The 17,008-nt window shown below is 61.0% G+C and carries 17 protein-coding genes; 7 read left to right on the top strand and 10 right to left on the bottom strand.

What is annotated here, in order from left to right; all coding sequences use genetic code 11:
- Nucleotides 1-90: 90 nt before the first annotated feature.
- The 4 genes from C100_RS42230 to C100_RS42215 are packed head-to-tail and all read right to left on the bottom strand — an operon-like array spanning nucleotide 91 to nucleotide 3,936.
- Nucleotides 91-876 carry an SDR family oxidoreductase gene (locus C100_RS42230; protein ID WP_031310017.1) on the bottom strand — a complete coding sequence of 262 codons (786 nt, stop codon included), beginning with the start codon at nucleotides 874-876 and terminating at the stop codon, nucleotides 91-93.
- A 13-nt stretch (nucleotides 877-889) separates the two neighbouring features.
- Nucleotides 890-1,648, bottom strand: a complete 759-nt coding sequence (locus C100_RS42225; RefSeq protein WP_031310016.1) for an SDR family NAD(P)-dependent oxidoreductase — start codon at nucleotides 1,646-1,648, stop codon at nucleotides 890-892.
- Nucleotides 1,649-1,663: 15 nt separating this feature from the next.
- Complete coding sequence (locus C100_RS42220) at nucleotides 1,664-2,452, bottom strand: carboxymuconolactone decarboxylase family protein (RefSeq protein ID WP_024021171.1); 789 nt, start codon at nucleotides 2,450-2,452, stop codon at nucleotides 1,664-1,666.
- On the bottom strand, nucleotides 2,449-3,936 hold the full coding sequence (locus C100_RS42215; RefSeq protein WP_031310015.1) for an aldehyde dehydrogenase family protein: 1,488 nt from the start codon (nucleotides 3,934-3,936) through the stop codon (nucleotides 2,449-2,451). Before C100_RS42215 ends, C100_RS42220 begins: the two co-directional genes overlap by 4 nt.
- Nucleotides 3,937-4,150: 214 nt before the next feature.
- Between C100_RS42215 and C100_RS47615 the strand changes: the two genes are divergently transcribed.
- Nucleotides 4,151-4,822: a GntR family transcriptional regulator gene (locus C100_RS47615; protein ID WP_161633933.1), complete on the top strand. Its 672-nt coding sequence runs from the start codon at nucleotides 4,151-4,153 to the stop codon at nucleotides 4,820-4,822.
- Between the two features lie 221 nt (nucleotides 4,823-5,043).
- On the top strand, nucleotides 5,044-6,504 hold the full coding sequence (locus C100_RS42210; protein ID WP_024021168.1) for a class I adenylate-forming enzyme family protein: 1,461 nt from the start codon (nucleotides 5,044-5,046) through the stop codon (nucleotides 6,502-6,504).
- A gap of 18 nt (nucleotides 6,505-6,522) precedes the next feature.
- On the opposite strand, the gene C100_RS42205 is transcribed toward C100_RS42210, so the two are convergent.
- Both C100_RS42205 and C100_RS42200 read right to left on the bottom strand, forming a co-directional pair.
- Entirely contained in the window at nucleotides 6,523-7,284 is a 762-nt protein-coding gene (locus tag C100_RS42205) for an SDR family NAD(P)-dependent oxidoreductase (protein WP_024021167.1), read from the bottom strand.
- Nucleotides 7,281-8,096, bottom strand: a complete 816-nt coding sequence (locus tag C100_RS42200; RefSeq protein ID WP_024021166.1) for an NAD(P)-dependent oxidoreductase — start codon at nucleotides 8,094-8,096, stop codon at nucleotides 7,281-7,283. The genes C100_RS42205 and C100_RS42200 overlap by 4 nt, the downstream gene beginning before the upstream one ends.
- Nucleotides 8,097-8,239: 143 nt before the next feature.
- On the opposite strand from C100_RS42200, the gene C100_RS48680 reads away from it, so the two are divergent.
- Nucleotides 8,240-8,389 (top strand): alpha/beta fold hydrolase, encoded by a 150-nt coding sequence (locus C100_RS48680; protein ID WP_024021165.1) that lies wholly within the window; start codon nucleotides 8,240-8,242, stop codon nucleotides 8,387-8,389.
- 72 nt (nucleotides 8,390-8,461) lie between these two features.
- On the opposite strand, the gene C100_RS49580 is transcribed toward C100_RS48680, so the two are convergent.
- A complete protein-coding gene (locus tag C100_RS49580) occupies nucleotides 8,462-8,554 on the bottom strand; it encodes a hypothetical protein (protein WP_442800325.1) in 93 nt (30 codons plus the stop codon).
- Between C100_RS49580 and C100_RS42195 the strand changes: the two genes are divergently transcribed.
- A complete protein-coding gene (locus C100_RS42195) occupies nucleotides 8,546-9,370 on the top strand; it encodes a coniferyl-alcohol dehydrogenase (protein ID WP_024021164.1) in 825 nt (274 codons plus the stop codon). The two genes, C100_RS49580 and C100_RS42195, sit on opposite strands and share 9 nt — an antisense overlap.
- A 101-nt stretch (nucleotides 9,371-9,471) precedes the next feature.
- Here the strand turns inward: C100_RS42195 and C100_RS42190 are convergent, their stop codons facing one another.
- Nucleotides 9,472-10,791, bottom strand: coding sequence for an amidohydrolase family protein (locus tag C100_RS42190; RefSeq protein WP_024021163.1), 1,320 nt, complete (start codon nucleotides 10,789-10,791; stop codon nucleotides 9,472-9,474).
- 237 nt (nucleotides 10,792-11,028) lie between these two features.
- On the opposite strand from C100_RS42190, the gene C100_RS42185 reads away from it, so the two are divergent.
- Nucleotides 11,029-11,832, top strand: coding sequence for an SDR family NAD(P)-dependent oxidoreductase (locus C100_RS42185; RefSeq protein ID WP_024021162.1), 804 nt, complete (start codon nucleotides 11,029-11,031; stop codon nucleotides 11,830-11,832).
- 38 nt (nucleotides 11,833-11,870) lie between these two features.
- On the opposite strand, the gene C100_RS42180 is transcribed toward C100_RS42185, so the two are convergent.
- Nucleotides 11,871-12,389, bottom strand: a complete 519-nt coding sequence (locus C100_RS42180) for a nuclear transport factor 2 family protein (RefSeq protein WP_031310010.1) — start codon at nucleotides 12,387-12,389, stop codon at nucleotides 11,871-11,873.
- A gap of 113 nt (nucleotides 12,390-12,502) precedes the next feature.
- A complete protein-coding gene (locus C100_RS42175; protein WP_024021160.1) occupies nucleotides 12,503-12,946 on the bottom strand; it encodes a nuclear transport factor 2 family protein in 444 nt (147 codons plus the stop codon).
- 178 nt (nucleotides 12,947-13,124) lie between these two features.
- Here C100_RS42175 and C100_RS42170 point away from each other — a divergent pair, with 178 nt between their 5' ends.
- On the top strand, nucleotides 13,125-15,524 hold the full coding sequence (locus C100_RS42170; RefSeq protein ID WP_024021159.1) for a TonB-dependent receptor: 2,400 nt from the start codon (nucleotides 13,125-13,127) through the stop codon (nucleotides 15,522-15,524).
- Nucleotides 15,525-15,827: 303 nt separating this feature from the next.
- Nucleotides 15,828-17,006, top strand: a complete 1,179-nt coding sequence (gene bktB, locus C100_RS42165; protein WP_031310007.1) for a beta-ketothiolase BktB — start codon at nucleotides 15,828-15,830, stop codon at nucleotides 17,004-17,006.
- The last annotated feature ends 2 nt before the right edge of the window (nucleotides 17,007-17,008 follow it).

Raw genomic sequence — 17,008 nt, 5'->3', positions numbered from 1 at the left:
GCCGAATCAATGCCGTCGCATTCGGGTTGGAATCAACCCTTCTTGCAAGACCGGGCACCGACATCGGTGAGGCGTTGCCTTTGACATCTATCAAGGACGCAGTACCCAACCCCCGTCGATATGCAGAACCTGACCGGTAATCCAGGCGCCCGCGTCGGAACAGAGCAGCAACAGCCCCCCCACCAGCTCGTCTGGCGCACCGCGCACGCGCATCGCGACCGTCATTTCCATCATCCTGTGAGCGGGTGAATCCTCGGGCACCAACTGGCGGCCGGCTTCACTTGTCACATTGCCAGGTGCGATCGCGTTGACGGTGATGGATTCGCGACCGAGCTGTCTGGCAAGCGTTGTAGTAAGACCATAGAGCGCAAGCTTCCCCACGCCATAGACCGAACCGGCGGGAAAGGCGCCGGCGGACAGCTGGTTGACGATGCGGCCGCCGCCTCGAGCGCGCATGTGCGGAATAGATGACTGACAGCAGATCAGCGCGCCGGTGAGATTGACCGACAGGATGTGGTTCCAGTCCGCAATAGGGATGTCAGCGGCCTTGAGCGCGCCCAGCTCCGCCATCAGCGCCGCATTGTTGACGAGGATGTCGATGCCGCCGAACGCGGAAACCGCAGCCTGTGTCATCGCAGTCACCGCCGCTTCGTCGCTGATGTCTGCGCCCACCGCTTCCGCCCGGCCGCCCGCCGCGACAATCTCCTGCGCGACCGCTTCTGCGCCGGCTTTGTTGATATCGGCGACCAGCACGTACGCGCCCGCTGCCGCCAGCCCCATTGCATAGGCGCGCCCGATGCTGTTGCCGCGCCCGCCCGCGCCAGTCACGATGGCGCTCTTGCCGTCCAGCCGGAATTGATCGATCGAAAAAGTCATGTTTCCGCTCCCATCAGCCTGCGATCTGGCCATTGTCGATGACGATCGATGCCCCATGATAGCCGCGCGCGGCATCGGAGCAGAGGAAGGCAATGAGGTCAGCGACATCCTCGACCGCAACCTGACCGCGCTGGGGGCGATAGCGGCCGATCAGTGACTGATCGACTCCCTCGGGCATGTGGATGGTGCGCCCCATCGGCGTAATCATGCCACCCGGCGCGACGGCATTCACACGTAATGGCGTGTGCATATATTCCATCGCCAGCGACTTGGTGAGCTGTGTGAGGCCCCCCTTGCTCGCGCAATAGGCAGCCAGATAGGCCTCGCCGATGAAGGCGGCCGATGAGGTGACATTGACGATCGCGCCATGGGATTCGAGCAGATGCGGAACTGCTGCCTGCGCGAGATAGAAGGGGGCGTTGAGATTGACCGCGATCGTACGCTCCCAATCCGCTTGCGCCATATCAGCGCTGTGGGCGAAGACGATCACGCCGGCCACGTTGCATAACGCGTCAAGCCGGCCGAAGACCTCCACCGCGTCGTTGATCGCCGCACGGCAATTGTCCGCTAGGGTAAGGTCGCTCGCGCAGCAGCGCACCTCAACGTCCAGGCGCGCGAGCAGGCCGGCAGTTTCTTCGAGGCCGACGCGGTTGACGTCGGCCAGCATCACATGCGCGCCCGCTCTTGCGAGCGCCAGCGCCGTCTCGCGCCCTAGCCCGCCCGCAGCACCCGTCACCAGCGCAGCTTTTCCACGCATGTCAGAAGCTTTCATGCCCTTCTCTCCCATTTATTCCCCTCCATTGAACGGCAATCCCCTGGCAACGCGATCGGCCTGTTCGGTGACGGCCTGCTGCATCACCGAAGCGCGAGGCCAGCCTGAATGCACCGCATATTGCAGAACGAATTCAAACATCTCGTCGGCGGTTGCGTCGCCGCTCGCCATGGCGGCCCAGACATGCGAGCGGATCGGGATCAGCGAAGAGGAATGGGCGACCCCGACGAGGGTGATCCAGCGACGCGCACGTTGATCGAGACCGGGCCGGCGCCAGACTTCGCCAAAGACGAAATCATAGATGCCGCCTTCGCTGTAGGCGCTGTTCGCACCGCCGCCGGGAAAGCACATGACGGATGCGAAATTGGCTTTGCCCTCCGCCCGCCGGATGGCCGGATTCCAGGGCGCAGCGCGGATCGGATCAAAGCGCACGGGCGGCAAGTCCAGATCCTTTGCCGCTCCGCTGATCGCTTGGTCCAGCACCGCGCCACTGCGCCAACCGCCATAGATGGCGACGTGCAGCGCCGCTTCGCGCAACTCGGCCAGCGTCATGTCGCCCCGATCCAGAACGCCTCGCGCAAAATCCTCGGCCGCCGCGCCATCCTGAACGCAGGCGGCGCTCGCCAACGCTATGATATAGCGCGCTCGCAGGTCGAGGCCGGGGCGAGGCCATATCTCGGCGAAGACATAGTCGCGCCAGCTCGATTCGAAGAGCGTCGCAGGTTCAGGTGAGGGCGCGGCGGTAAGCGCAGCCTGTTGCGCGGCGCCACGCGCGCGACGTTTGGCCGGATCGAGCAGGCTCATGCTACAGGTGCCGGCGTGGCGAGGTTTATCCAGATATTTTTGACGCGCAGAAATTCCTTGAGCCCCGCTTCGCCGCCCATGCGACCGAACCCGCTTTGCTTCATGCCGCCAAAAGGTGCGCAGGGCGCCATACCTTCACCCGAGGCGTTCACCTGGATCATGCCGGCATCAAGCGCCGCCGCTACGTTGTGAGCGCGCCGCAGGGACTGGGTGTGAATATAGCCGCCCAAACCATAGTCAGTGTCATTTGCCAGGGTGATAACCTCATCCTCCGTGTCGAAGGGGGTGACCGTCAACACCGGGCCGAACACTTCATGCCGCGCAATCGCACTCTTGTTGCCGAGGTCGGCAATGATCGTGGGCGCCAGAAAATAGCCCTCGGCAAAATCCCCGCCCAGGCGTTCGCCTCCAGACAAGATACGGCCGCCTTCTTGCCGGGCCGTCTCGATCATGCCCAGGATGCGCTGGGTTGCCGCTTCGGATATGACCGGGCCGAGCGTCGTCCCCATGTCGAACGGGTCGCCGACCCGCACCTGTGCGGCCTGTTGCGCCAGCATGTCGAGATACTGGTCATAGACCGGGCGCTGGACGAACAGGCGCGTACCGTTGACGCAGCCTTGACCGTTGGCGGCAATCGCGCCGCGTAATCCCCGCCGTGCGGCATCCGGTAGGTCGGCATCGGCAAAGACGATCACCGCCGACTTGCCGCCGAGTTCCAGACAACAGGGCTTGAGCCCTTCGGCTGCACTGCGCAGGACTTTGCGGGCGGTCGGTCCGCTGCCGATAAAGGCGATCTTGTCGATGTCGTGATGCGCGACGATCGCTTCGCCTACCTCCGGCCCGCCCGTGACGATATTGACCACGCCCGCAGGAAAGCCTGCCTCCATGATCAGCTCTCCCAGCCGAAGCGTCGTATAGGGTGCGAGCTCAGGCGCCTTGAGTATGATGCAATTACCCGCCGCGAGGGCCGGAGCCATCATCATCACCGCAGCATATAGCGGCCCGTTCCAGGGAATGATGCCGCCAATGACGCCATAGGGCTCATAAGCGACATAATCATGCGAGGGACCGCCGAAGGTGTTGACGACATGACCTTGGATCTTGTCCGCCCAGCCGGCGAAGTAGCGCAGTTTCTGCGCGACGGACGCGGGCATATGACGCGCATTCATCGCCGGCTCGCCCTTTTCGATCGATCCCAACAGGGCGAGGCTGCCTGCCTGCTGCTCGATCAGTGCTGCCAGGGCAAGCATCAGATTGCGACGCTTGTCTCCGGTCATTGCTCGCCACGCCGGGGCGGCCCTGCGGGCGGCGGCGACCGCGGCATCGACCTCTGTCCGGCCGGCCAGTTGCAGCGCGCCGGTTTGCCGCCCATTACCGGGATAGATATGCGGCATCGACCCACCAGAGCCGCCCGCATCCTTTTCGCCATCGATGATGTGCATATGTGTGGGCAGGACGATTTCGTCCGGTAACGCGAATGTCATGATGCCTCATCTTCCCTGTCGGTTATGCGATCGAGAGTCTATAGAGAGACCTGTATACCCAAATATGTGCGGACACAAATTGGCCTGATGGCCTTTCAGGATACTCATTATGCCGATTCCGCTGGACAGGCGGCTCTGCTTATGCTCCCAGCGGCAGATGTCCGGCCCAATCCGAGCGTCCACCCTTGAAGTTGCGTCGGAGCGCTTGCGCGCGATGGCGCTGGAAAGCGACGCCGACGTTATGCTCGGTAGCGAGGATATGCTGCGGCAAGTTCTACAGGTGTCGCGCAGCACATTGCGGCAGGTGGCAAGATTGTTGGAGCGGGAAGGCTTGTTACGCGTGCGGCGGGGCATCGGCGGTGGCTATTACAGCGCGCGGCCGGATCTCGCGGGCATCAAGGCAACGATTAGCGCGCATCTCCAGACTCTTCACGTGGAGCCAGGCGACATCACGGCAGTGGCGTCGGCGTTATGGGTGGAATTGGTGCGGCAAGCTGCGGCGCTGCCCGAGGCTGCTCGGCAGGAAGCGACTACGGCGCTCGCAGACCAGGTCAGAGCCATGCAGCCTGGCATAGGTTTCGAGGAAATCAGGGCGGTGGAGGACGCTAACCGGGCAGCGCTGTTTGCGCTCGTGAAAAGTCCCTATGTCGAACTTATCTTCCAGATCAATCTGGCTTTCGCGCAGCGGCATTTCCGTGAGCCGGTCAAGGAGGAAAGCGGCGAGGTGGATCGCGCCTTCCTTAAGGCCTGGCGCACGGCCAAGTTGCTAGAACTTGGAGCGATTGCCGATGGCGATGGAGAATTGGCGGCGATGGCGGCGCGCCATAGCCGCAACATCTGGCACGGGCGTGTCATGCGCCGGATAGGATCCGAACTGCGGCGATGAAGATCAATATGTTCTAGAATGCAAGACGCTCGGAACATGAATGAATTCACCAAAGGCAGCCCACTTAAATACTGGAAATTCATCTCATCATATGTAGAGACTATCGAACGTGACGTGCAAGAATGTAAATTACTCAGGGGGAGATGAGGATGTCGAGCAGCGAAGCGTCCGCTGATCCCCAAGCGGCGACGACTTTTCCCCAATTTGTCCGAGCAGCCGCAATGGCTTACGGCAATGATCCCGCCGTCACGCTTCAGCGCGCCGGTTTGCCCGATCAAACCATAAGCTTCGCTGAGATCGACTCGCAATCCGCCCGATTGGCCTGCGCCCTGATCGCCCGCAGTGCGGGAAAGGGCACGCGCATTGGCTTTATCATGGGGAACGGCCCCGACTTCGCCGTGACTTTGGCGGCGATTGCGCGGATTGGCGCCATCGCTATCCCCGTCAGCACGGTCAGCCGGGCGAACGAGCTGGTCCGCATCCTGCGCCAGTCCGACATTGCAGGTTTGATTGTGCAACGCAGCCTGCTCGGCAAGGACTATATCGCGCGGCTGTGTGAGGCAGCGCCAGCCTTGCAGGCTGGCACGACGCCGAAGTTGCGCCTGCCTGAACTGCCTTATCTCCGCTGGATCGCATCGACCGGCGAGGAACTGCCAGCGTCGGTGTTGCCGCTGGATCAGTTGTTGGCTGAAGGCAAAAATATCGATGAGGCGCTCCTGCGCGCCATTGAAGCGGAGGTTCACCCGTCCGACCAGATGATCGAGGTTTACACCTCGGGATCGATGGCCTTGCCCAAGGGGGTGCGACATAATCACGGGCCAATCCTGTTCCGCACTTCGTTCCTGCGCGGCAAACTCTCGATCCAGCGCGGCGGTGTGAATAGCGCGGCGATTCCGATGTTCTGGATTGGCGGGCTGATGATGACGCTATTGCCTAACTGGGCCGCGGGAGCGACCACGCTTTGCACGGAAGGAACCTCACCCAATAGCCGTTTCGCGCAGGGAACGGTGCTGGCGGAGGAAGACCTCAAGCTGCGCCGGAATGCTTCGATTCACTGGGCGCTTGGCATGACGGAAACATTAGGTCCTTATGCCTGGGGCGACGAATTGCGCGCCGAGGGTTATCCGCTCTGCCCGCCGCTCGATCACATTGCTGACCGTTATGAGGTGCGGGTGGCGCAGGACGGCAAACCGGCGCCTGAAGGCGTTACCGGGGAAATTCAGATTCGTGGCTATGCGCTGACGCCGGGACTGCACAAGATCGAACGATCCGAGCATTTTGAGCCGGACGGCTTCTACCGCACCGGCGACCTGGGCGTAGTGGAGGGCCGGCGCATCCATTTCGTGGGCCGCAACGCCGACATGATAAAGACCGCACGGTCCAACGTCTCACCGGCGGAGGTCGAAATGGAAATGCTGCGTCTGGAGGGGGTGCATTCCGCCTATGTGCTGGGCCTCCCGGATGCCGAGCGCGGACAGATTGTCGTTGCCGCGGTGGTTCCGCGTGAGGGCATGGATCTCGATTTTATAGCGATGGAGCATACACTCCGAGCCAATTTGTCGAGCTTCAAGGTGCCCCGTGCGTTCGTCGCCATCGCGCGCAACGAAGTGCCGATGCTGGTCAGCAACAAGGTGGCCAAACGCGAACTGGCGGCGATGGTGGCGGCGCGGTTGGGACGTTGAAGCTCAGCGCCTTGTCCGTCAGCGGCGGTAGCCGCGCACCCGGCTGCCACCGTCGCAGGTTATAATGTCAGCGGTGATGAAGCGCGCGTCGTCCGATGAGAGGAACAGCGCGAGCGCTACGATATCTTCGGGCATTCCACGCCCATCAATCATCTGCATCGCGCGAATGCGTTCATGGGTCTGGGGCGCTAGTTGCGCCAGATTGGCTGTGGTCTCCATCAGCCCCGGAGCGATCGCGTTCACACGGATACCGTCCCGCCCGAATGCATCTGCCATGCCGTGCGTCATGGCATTGAGCGCTGCCTTGGTCACGCCATAGATGGAGGTCGGGGCGAAGGACGCCATCGACGACATGTTGAGGATGGTGCCGTGCGCGGCGGCCAGTGATGGGCGCAGCGCCTGGCCCAGCAGCATAGGTGCAACGGTGTTGACGGCAAGATAACGGGTCCACGCGGCCAGTCCCTGACTGTCAACCGGACCGTTAATGTCGCCATAGGCTATGCCGGCATTGTTGATGAGAACATGGATGTGCGGATGGTTCATGCGCAGTGCAGCGCCCAGGCCGGCGGCCGCATCCTCATCGGCCAGATCGAGCACATGAACGATGGCGACGCCACCCGCCTGTTCGATCAGGCGCCGGGTCTCGATGAGCCCCTCTTCATCCCTATCGATCAGCTCGACGCGGGCGCCCTCAAGCGCATAGCCCAGCGCCAGAGCCTCGCCCAGCCCACCAGCGGCGCCAGTAATGATGGCGACGCGGCCGGCATAGCGCCCGTTCATGAGATGCGCTTCTGTGGCGCAGAATGGTCGCTGAAGAAGGACAGCGTTGCGGCAAAGACACTGATATCGATAGCAGCATCGGCAGCGGTGCGTCCGAGCGTGCCGACGTCCTTCACCAGATAGGGCCGCGAGCGCGCGAGCGTATCATCGATCGACGAGCCGCTTTCGAAGGATCGCAGCGCGAAACTGCCGCCGCTGCCAAGCCCAATTATTTTCGCCACATCGGCAGGGTCCAGCCCCTGTTGTTGGGCGATGCGCAGGAGCGAGGATGCATTGTGCAGATTGCTCGCAAACAGGAGGTTGTTGAGCAGTTTGACCGTCTGCCCCTGTCCCGGACCACCCAAAGGAACGATCGTGCCGGCATAGGCCGAAAGCGCGGATCGCGCTCGCTCCACTGCTTCGGCTGGCCCACCCGCCATCACCAGCAATTTCCCTGCTTCGATGGTTGTTTCTCCGCCTGAAAAGGCTGCATCGATCGTCGCTACCCCGTCCGGTGCATGCTCGGCGATCTCCTGCGCCAGCAGCGGCGAACCAGTGGTATGGTTCACCAGGATCGCCCCGGCGGGTAGCGCTGCCAGCGCGCCGCCACCAAACAGCACGTCGCGCACCTGGTCATCATGGAAAAGGCAGAGGCCCAGCAGACCCGACGCGGCAGCGATGGTTGCATAGTCGTCCGAAACGGCGGCGCCCGCCGCGCGCGCCTGTTCCAGTCCCTGGCCGCGCGCATAAACGGTAACGTCATGGCCAGCAGCCCGCAATTGCAGAACCATGGCGGTGCCGATCTTGCCGAGTCCGATCCAGCCGATCTTCATGTGCGGCCCTCCTTCTGCTTTGGTGCAACCGTGCCATGGCTGCGCAGGCGCCACAAGCTGTGCACGCCTTCGATCGCAGGGGCGGTTGGCACACAGGACGGGACATCGTCTAACATTCGTGGAAGGGGCAAAAGCTGATTCAATTGGTCCCGCTTGACAATTGCGGGCGCAAGGCGACGGAGTTGCTGTGCAACGGACGGCTCAAGGTTCATGACGGCTTGTCGCATGAGATGGCGACCACTCACCCCGAACGGATCAACGCCGACATCATTGCCTTCATTGAGGAGAGATAAAGAACCCCGGTGCGTGGACATCGCGCAGGCGATGAACTGCCGGAGCCATTGCGAGGATGGGAGCGGTGCAGTCTAGGAACTCTCGCATTGGCGAAGGGATGTGGCGGTGCGCATCGCTTTTAGATGTCGATACACCAAGGATTGAGGAGCCGAAAAATGAGCGATGCACTGGGCTATGCAGGCAAGCGAGTAATCGTCACGGGATGTTTTTCAGGCATGGGTCAGGCGACCGCCAAGCTGCTGCTGGATCTGGGCGCGGAAGTGCATGGCGTCGATTACAAGGATGCCAGCCTGCCGCTAGCCTCCTTCACCAATGTCGATCTGCGTGATCCCGCCTCGATCGACGCCGGCGTGGAGAAGATTGGTGGCAAGGTCGATGCACTGTTCAACTGCGCAGGCCTGCCGCAATCCTTCCCGCCCATGGACGTGATGAAGGTCAATTTCTTTGGTACGCGCCACCTCACCATGAAGGTGGTCGAGCGGATGGGTGAGGGCGGGGCGATCGCCAGCATCGCATCGACGGGCGGCCTGGGCTGGAGTCGCCGCGTCGACGTCAATATGGAAGTGGTCGCGACGGAGAGTTTCGAGGCAGGCGTCGCGTGGGCCGAGACGCATATGGACACGGTCGCCGAAGGTTACGGCTTTTCCAAGGAAAATGTAATCGTCTGGACCCAGTATATGGGCGCCAAGCTGATCAAGAAAGGCATTCGCATCAATTGCTCGCTGCCGTCGCCGACCCAGACGCCGATGATGAGCGCGTTCGAGGCGACCGCCGGCAAGGAAGTAGTGCAGGCGGCCGCCGAACCGCTGGGCCGCTATTCGACGCCCGAGGAACAGGCGGGTGGCGTCGTGCTGCTCAACAGCGCGCTTGCCGGCATCATCAATGGCGTCGTGTTGCCGGTCGATGGCGGCTTCATGGGCGCAATGGCGACCGGCCAACTCGATATGAGCGCTTTCCGCCGGCGTGGCGGCGGACATTAAGATCAGCTATGGTGCGCCTCCTGATCGGGGCGCATCGTGCACATTAGCAAAGGGCGCGGACGACAGGTCGCCCACGCCCTTTCCATGTCATCCTGACGGCATTATGCCGCTTCGGCACGTCCCTGCTTCTTGAACATCGCCATGACGTCCCCCGATGTGACTGGGCGCACCACTTCGCCAGGCGCAAGCGGTTTGGCGCCACCGCTCGATATAACGCGGGTATCGACATTGTCCTTGGCCGCTTGCGCTCGCAGCGCGCCCACGGTCAATTCCTCCTTGGAACGAGTCTTGAACGGATCGAAGCGGAAAAATCGCATCGCATTCAAATGCGTGATCTTGTCGATCTGCTGCACGCTCAGATGCTGGATCGAATCCCACAGATGTTCGGGCGCGTTGGGCCACAGACTGTCCGAATGGGGATAGTCGCACTCATAGGCGACGAGATCCTCGTTGATCGCGTCCAGATTCTTTAGACCGAACCGGTCATCGATGAAGCAGTTGAGGAAATGTCGCTTGAACATTTCGCTGGGCTTGAGTTCCTGGAAAATCGAATGGGTCCACGCCTTGTGCTGCTCGTTGGAGAAATCTGCGCGCTCAAGGAAATAGGGAATCCAGCCGATCCCACCTTCCGACAACGCGATCTTGAGGTCGGGATACCGGTGCAACGCACCAAGGTTGAGCCAGTCCGCCGCGCTGGTCGCAATGGAGATAGGCATGGTGGTGATCCACGCTTCGATCGGCGTCTCCATCGAGGCGTGGGGAGCCTGCGCGCCCGATCCGATATGCAGGCAGATGGCGATGTCATGATCGACCAGCGCCTTCCACATCGGCTCCCAATATGGGTTGTGGATGCTTGGCAGACCGTAAATCGTCGGATTGTCACTGATGGAGACGGCCGTGCAACCTTTGGCAGCAATCCGCTCAATCTCCCTGACCGACTCATCCATGTTCCAGTTGGGAAGGATCGCGCAGGGGATCAGGCGATCGGGATAGGGCGCGCACCATTCATCGATATGCCAGTCATTATAGGCGCGCAGATGGACAAGTGCGATGTCGTGGTCGGGCGCGCGGTAAAAGCGACCGCCATCCATGCCGACCTTGCTGCCGAAATTAAGTGAAGAGGCGATGCCATTGACGTTCATGTCGTCAATCCGGCCATGGACATCATAGACGCCCTTGCGCAGTTGCTCGAGCGAGGTTGGCTCCATGCCATATTCTTCCCGGGGACGGCCGACCACGGCGTTGAGGCCGATCGAGGGCCAGATCTGTCCTTGATACTCCCAATAATTGGTGCCTGCGGCGTTGGTCTTGAACTGCGGGGCCGAGGCCAGCGCGTCGCCGCTCAAATGCTTGTCATACATACCGGGCGGTTCGCTGATGTGATCATCCACGCTGATCATCACCATGTTGTTCATTTGCATTTCTCGGTCCTCCGCATCCAGTTCCCACGATTTAATCTTATGTTGTCATTTTCGCAGAAAAGGGCGGCGACTGCATTAGCGAACGGCAGTTTGAAGCCCGGACAGGTGTTGGATAACGCGCCGCCGATACCGGTCGGCGGTTCGTCGCGTTCGGCGCCCATTTGATACAGAACAAGGCATATTTGGACGACGCACCGGCGACTCGTGAACCGATGCGACGGCTGAGGGAGGACGAACATGATCGGACAGGATCCACTCGATCTTTGCGGCCAGGTTGCCTTCGTCACAGGCGCGGGTCAGGGCGCGGGTCGTTGCATTGCGCTGGCGCTGGCGCGGCATAATGCCGGGGGCGTGGCCATCAATGATTTCGTGGTGGACCGCGCCGAGGCTGTCGCTGCGGAGGTCCGAGCGCTCGGCGTTCCGGCAATTGCGGCGCCCGGCGATGTCGGGGATCGCGCGTCGGTCGCCGCAGCGATGAGCATGGCGCAAGCGGCGCTGGGACCGTTCACGCTGCTGGTCAATAATGCAGGCAATGCCGGCCCGGCTGTGCAGATCGGCCGCACTTCCGCCTTTTGGGAAGATGATCCCGCCGAGTGGGACAAATTCTTCCGCACCAACCTCTATGGCGTACTTAATTGTTGCCATGTCGCCATCCCCACGATGGTGCGCGAGGGGCGTGGGCGGATCGTCGCGATCGTGTCTGACGCCGGCCGGATCGGCGAAGCAAAACTTGCCGCCTACAGCGCGGCAAAGGCGGGTGCGGCCGGTTTCATCCGGGCGATCGCGCGGGAAGTAGGGCGTTATGGCATCACCGCCAACGCGATTTCTCTCTCTTCCCTGGGACCGCAACTCGAAGGCACGGCGATGGAGGCCTATCTGGCCAGCGAGCGCACCAAGGCGCAATTGTCGCGCTATATCATCCGGCGCCATGGCAAGGGCGAGGACGTGGCGAACATGGCGCTTTTCCTCTGCTCGGACGCGGCAGCCTGGATCACCGGCCAGACCTATCCCGTGAATGGCGGCTATTCCCTCGCCCAGTAACCGCGCGAGCTTTGGGTCCGAATTGCGGGGCTGGCCGGTCAGTCCACGACCGACCGGAGGAAGGCGATGCGTCCTCTCTCCCCTTCATGTCGGATCGAACTGCGGGCGATCACCCTGTCGGCCTGTGCTGGATCGATACCCTGTACGACCGGATTGCCAAACCAGGCGATGACGCGGCAGGTCCGATGCCGGATGCGCCAGCCATCAGGCGCGCGCACAAGTTGATCGTCATACCAGCCCGAACCGCGCCAGGTATCACCACCATCAGCGCCATAGCGCATCAACGTCCAGGCGCCATAGGTAAAGGCGTTCGCTTCGTCCCCGATGATCCGCATCTGATGACCCGACATGATGTGCTGGGTGCTGTCGAGCGGGGCGTGAATAGAGGCAAACGCCTTTTTAAAACTGTCTCGCTCGGTCCATATGGCGCCCTCGCCATAATCGACGACGACGTTGGCCGTGAATAGCCGATCGAACAACTCCCATCGCTGCGAATCGACGGCCAAGGCATAGAGGTTGATCAGACTGGTAATTGCGTCTCGGTCGGTTTCGGGCATCTTATCCTCCTGGCCGGCAGCGTGCCGGTCCTCCTTCTCATATTGCCTGAATATCAAATAATCATTTGCACATAACTGGTGATATCTAAGACGGGCGCCACGGCATGTGGAAATCAGGGGATCGCCGAGGCGTCTGGATGGAAATCGATGTGCAGGCGCGTCAATTGCAATCGCGCAATCTTCCAGCGCCCTGACTCCCGCACATAATGTTCTCGATAATGACCATAGCCCACAATTGATGGGCGACCGTTTCCCCATACGATTCGATCCTGCATGGCCCAGATGCCATGGGCGCTGTCGCCGTCTACGTCGATTTCCGGCATATGAACCTGATGCGCTGTGCGCGCGGTTTCGATCGACATGCGAATGCGGTCGAGGGCGGCGTCGCGACCGACGACCGGTGGATGACCGGGTCCAGCTGCATCCATGACAAAGTCGTGGGTGAGGAGGTCTGCAAGGTCCATCCAGGCCTTTTCGTCAATGTAGCGACAATAGCTGGCCTTCAGCCTACAGAGCGCAACATAGTCTTCAAGTCGCGATAACGACATGTGGTTCATACCTTCTGCCATGTAAGTAGATCGCCAGCATGGGCCAACCCCGCCTATATCCAAAGGAAATAAGAGGCAATAACTTTTTCCCAGGTCATTTCTCTTGTCATTAGAGTTGTAGAATATTAGTATCTCGCGTCTAGATCGCCGTGAGACCTATGCGGCGGCGGCAAAAAGGGGAGGGAGCATGAATAGCAAGATATCGGTGATCGCGTTGGCGATCGCTTCGTGCGCGAATGCGCCTTGGGCGATTGCGCAAACGGATACGGCTGGAGCGTCCGCGTCCCTGGACGACCGGAGCGTCGGAACGGAGGACATCATAGTTACCGCTCGGCGACGCCAGGAATCCATCCTGCGCATTCCCGTCAGCGAAACCGTAGTATCAGGCGCGGCGCTGGAGAAGTTCGGCGTGACGGACATCGCCGGCATCTCTCAGCGTACGCCAGGCCTGTTAGTGGCAACCCAGACAGGTTCGTTCGGCAACCAGCTTTCGCTCCGCGGAATCGGCACCAACGTCCTCAATTCCGCGATTGATCAGTCCGTCGCGCTCAACATTGACGGTATGCCGTTCAGCCAGGGTATCGCTTATCAGGTCGGTTTTTTCGACTTGGCCCAGGCTGAAGTAATCCGCGGTCCGCAGGCGCTCTTCTACGGCAAGGCGGCGTCTGCCGGTGTGATCGCTCTCCACACCGCTGACCCCACTGATCGGTTTGAATTGATCGGTCGTGGCGATTATGAATTTACGTCACAGGAAAAGCGCGCTGAACTCATCATATCCGGTCCGGTGACGGAAACGCTTGGTTTGCGCGTGGGCGGCTATTATTCTGACCAGGACGGTTATTTTCGTAATCGCGCCACGGGTGGTGGAGTGAATGGCGGGATAACGCCGACGACGCAGGATACACCGACCCGCGAGTTCATCGGTCGCGTCACGGCTCTTTGGAAGCCACTGGCCGGCCTGTCGATCCGGTTGAAGGCCAATTATAATTGGCGCAAGGATCAGGCTTATGGTCTGCAATTGGGTTCCTGCCTTGAAGGCACGACGCCCGTAGCTCCTACCAACATTCCCTGGATCGTCGGCGACGACTGCAAATTGGATCGAAATTATAATTTCGTCTGGATGGACCCGGCCGCCTATCCGGGCATCCGAAACGGCGGCGTCCCGTTCCGAAAGACCGAACAATATTTTGGAATTGCCAATATCGACTATGATGCCGGCAACGGTCTCAGCATTGCGTCGGTCACGGGCTATTATCACCTCGACAATGCCAGCCTGACGAACAGCCAGCAGACTACCAATTTCGGTCCGGCCAATGTGGCCGACGTGGATTTCGCGCGCGAGGACTTCACCCAGGAACTGCGCCTCGCCTCCGACTGGAGGGACCGGCCGATCAATTTCACGCTGGGCATATTCTATCAGGATGCCTCCATGTTCTTCCAGAACAACTCGATCGGCAACGCCACGCTCGGTTTTCCAGCTAAAGTGATTTACGGTACGCACGACATCAAGGTCGAGGCGCTATCCACCTTTGGACAATTGCTCTGGAAGATCATGCCCGAACTGGAACTGGCTGGCGGCGCGCGCTGGACCTATGAGCAGCGGACGCATGAAATTTTCAACCAGAACACGAATATGCCGGTCCGTCTGGCGGTCCCGAAAATCTCGTCAAATCGCGTCAATCCGGAGGTTTCGCTGACCTATACGCCGACCAGCAGCCTGACGCTGTTCGGCTCCTATCGTGAGGCTAGCAAATCGGGGTCTTTCAACGCTGTCAATGTCGTTGCGAACGGCACCGACACTTCTTTCGGCGACGAAAAGGCCGGCGGCTTCGAAATCGGCACCAAGGGCCGGTTGTTCAACAACAGCCTGACCTATTCGCTGTCGGCCTATACCTATAAATATAAGGATCTTCAGGTTGGAGCAAATGAGATCGGGGCAGGTGGCGTCATCCTGATCCGCACCCTGAACGCGGCATCGGTCCGCACCAAGGGTGTTGATTTCGAAGCCAATTGGCGAACGCCGATGACTGGTCTTACGCTGAACGGCGCGGTTAATTACAATCATGCGCGCTATATTGCCTTTCCCAACGCTCAATGCTGGGGCGGGCAAACGATCGCGCAAGGTTGCAACCAATTGCTGAGTCCCACGACCGGCCGATTCTCGGCGCAGGATCTATCGGGCCGCGAGTTGCAGCGCGCACCCGCTTGGACGGCCACCTTCGGATTCGATTATACAACACCGCTGTCCGACGGGCTCAACTTGGTTCTTTCATCGAGTAATCAATATGTCTCGTCTTTCTACACCAATCTGCTGCTGCGGTCAGACATGGTGCAGGACGGCTATCTGAAGAGCGACGTGAGCTTGGCTCTCAGTGGTCCTGAACGGAAATGGGAAATCTCGTTGATCGGACGCAATCTCCAAAATGAGATCACTGCAAGCGCTTGCACCAACGCACCCTTCCAGGCGGGTGGCCGCATTCCGGGGATCAGCGGTTCGACCAGTTCCGGCGCCGCAGGACAGGATGAACTCAGCTGCTTTACGGATCGGGGACGTGAAGTCAGAGTCAGGGCATCTTTCCGTTTCTAGCGCCTGCCTAAATCATCGTTCCCGTCGCATGTTGTTGCGGCGGGAACGATCGGAATGCTGATAACCATAAAGCTATCGTCGCGCGCTTCCTTCTCCATCATCACCGATAGGCCTCTGCGGACTTCTGCGTCCTGACGCTGCATGATTGCAGAATAGAAAAGCAGAAGGCCGCCATAATATCGCGGGGGCGAGGGCGCCGCTCTGGACGCGCGCCGGGATTGCGTCCTAGGGAGCAGGGGTTAGACCTCAACCATGCAGAACAGCGCTGCAACAGGCGCCTGCGCATCAGCCGGGACACTCGCCTTGACCAACAACGTCGTCATCCTTTCCGCCGTGCGAACCGCCATCGGCAGTTTCGGAGGATCGCTCAAAGATGTGCCGCCAAGCCAGCTCGGCAGCATCGTGATCCGCGAAGCCGTCGCCCGCGCAGGCGTCGCCCCCGCCGATGTCGAGCATGTGTTCATGGGCCAGGTCATTCCATCCAATCCCAAGGATGCCTATCTGTCGCGCGTAGCGGCGCTGGAAGCCGGCCTACCGGCAAGCGCGCCTGCGCTCACGCTCAACCGCCTGTGCGGATCAGGCCTGCAAGCGGTGATCTCCGCGGCGCAGATGCTCGCACTGGGCGAAGGGGAGATCGCCGTGGCCGGTGGGGCGGAAAACATGTCGCGGTCGCCGCACCATGTATCGGCCGCCCGCTTCGGCCAGAAGATGGGGCCGGTCGAGATGGTGGACGCGTTGACGACCACATTGTCGGATCCGCGTGACGATTATCATATGGGCATCACCGCCGAAAATGTGGCGGCGCAGCATCAGGTTAGCCGCGTCGACCAGGATGCGCTCGCTGCCGAGAGCCAGCGCCGCGCTGCCGCCGCCATTGCCCAGGGCCGTTTCCGCGACCAGATCGTGCCGGTGCCGGTCAAGACGCGCAAGGGACTCACCGACTTCGACACCGACGAAAATGTCCGCGCCGAAACCACTGCCGATGCGCTGGCCGGCCTGCGTCCGGTGTTCCAGAAGGATGGTACGGTGACGGCCGGCAACGCATCGACCATCAATGACGGTGCGGCGGCTCTGGTGCTGGCGACCGAAGGAGCGGCGGCCGCGCGCAACCTGAAGCCGCGAGCGACGATTATCGGTTGGGGCCACGCCGGCGTCGATCCGTCCGTCATGGGCCTGGGGCCAATCGAAGCGGTGCCGATCGCCCTGCGCCGCGCCGGTATCAGCCTGGATCAGCTCGACCTCATCGAATCCAATGAAGCCTTTGCCGCGCAGGCTTGCGCAGTCGCCCGGACATTGGGCTTCCCGGACGAGAAGACCAATGTCAACGGATCGGGTATTTCACTGGGCCATCCTGTCGGGGCGACGGGCGCGATCCTGCTGACCAAATTGCTGCACGAACTGGAGCGTATCGACGGCCGCTACGGGCTTGCGACCATGTGCATTGGCGGTGGCCAGGGCATTGCCTTGATCATCAAGCGCTGAGA

Origin of the sequence: Sphingobium sp. C100 (genome assembly GCF_000508185.1) — a bacterium.
Classification (GTDB): Bacteria; Pseudomonadota; Alphaproteobacteria; order Sphingomonadales; family Sphingomonadaceae; genus Sphingobium.
This window is presented reverse-complemented; position numbering and strand designations above follow the sequence as displayed.